Consider the following 1172-nt stretch of genomic DNA (forward strand, 5'->3'; position numbering starts at 1 on the left):
GTAAGCGGTGTTTCCGCCCCACACTTACGGCATAGTGCGTGATCTGCGATTCAGAGGCCTCTTTGGTTTGAGGGAGTTTCTGTATGGGAGCTATAAACGAGTTTCTTGCAAGGGTGCCGCGCCGTGCAAACGGCAAACGGAATTGGCCATCGGAGCTGAAGGCTCGGATCGTGGCGGAGACGTTGATTGAAGGCGAGACGGTCAACGCGGTTGCCAAGCGGTATGAGCTGATCCCCAGCACGGTGTCTGACTGGCGGCGGATGGCGCGACAGGGCAAATTGGTTTTGCCGAATTTGGACGGCATGGACTTTGTGCCTGTTGAGATCGAGGCGGCCGTACCTGTTGCTCAACCTCTGCCCGGCATATCCTCTAGCACGATTGATGTAATCAAAGGCGATGTCACCGTTCGCCTTGATGCGGCAACACCCGCGACACGGCTCGCTGAGATTGCACGGGCCATGGCCACGTGATCATGCCATCCCATAAGGTGCGGATTTTTGTGGCCAGCGACCCTGTCGACTTCCGCAAGGGTCATGACGGGCTGGCTGCCTTGGTGCAGAGCCACCTGCGCCAAAAGCCCTTTGACGGGTCGGTTTATGTGTTCCGCGCCAAACGTGCAGATCGGCTTAAGCTGATCTACTGGGACGGCAGCGGGCTGGTGATGGCTTACAAGCGGCTGGAGGATAACAGCTTCAAATGGCCCGCGATCAAGAACGGGGTGATGCGGTTGGAACCGGCCCAGTTTGAGGCGTTGTTTGCGGGTCTGGATTGGCGGCGGGTGCAGCCCTTGGAGGTGACTGCCCCAGCTGCGGCGGAATGACTCACGGGGGCGTTTGAGCGGGTCATTATGCCCATGTTTTGTTATAGAAACAGGCATGATCGCCCCTGACGAATTGCCCAATGATGTCGCCGAGTTGAAGGCGATCATCCGTGCTCAGCAGGATCAGAATGCGCGGCTTGAGGCCTTGGTTGCCTCTTTTAAGAAGGCGCTCTTCGGGGCTAAATCCGAGAAGATCGATCCGGCTCAATATGAGTTGGAACTGGAGGATATCGAGACGGCCATTGCCCAGGTCGAAGCCGAGATCGATGCTGACGAACGTACAGCACCGGTGCGGTCACCGAAGCCGCGCCAGACCAATCGGGGATCATTGCCCAAACATCTGGAACGGGTT

General features: G+C 57.7%; 3 protein-coding genes. All 3 read left to right on the top strand.

What is annotated here, in order from left to right; genetic code table 11:
* Nucleotides 1-83: 83 nt before the first annotated feature.
* The gene (locus tag THS5294_RS00005) at nt 84-470 is read left to right on the top strand and encodes a transposase (RefSeq protein ID WP_145974152.1); all 387 of its coding nucleotides are present in this window, start codon (nt 84-86) and stop codon (nt 468-470) included.
* A 2-nt stretch (nt 471-472) separates the two neighbouring features.
* The gene (tnpB, locus tag THS5294_RS00010; RefSeq protein WP_082644906.1) at nt 473-820 is read left to right on the top strand and encodes an IS66 family insertion sequence element accessory protein TnpB; all 348 of its coding nucleotides are present in this window, start codon (nt 473-475) and stop codon (nt 818-820) included.
* Nucleotides 821-875: 55 nt separating this feature from the next.
* Nucleotides 876-1172: IS66 family transposase (locus tag THS5294_RS00015; RefSeq protein WP_199484366.1), on the top strand; the 297-nt coding region annotated here is incomplete at its 3' end.

The organism is Thalassobacter stenotrophicus, from assembly GCF_001458315.1.
GTDB classification, from domain to species: domain Bacteria; phylum Pseudomonadota; class Alphaproteobacteria; order Rhodobacterales; family Rhodobacteraceae; genus Thalassobacter; species Thalassobacter stenotrophicus.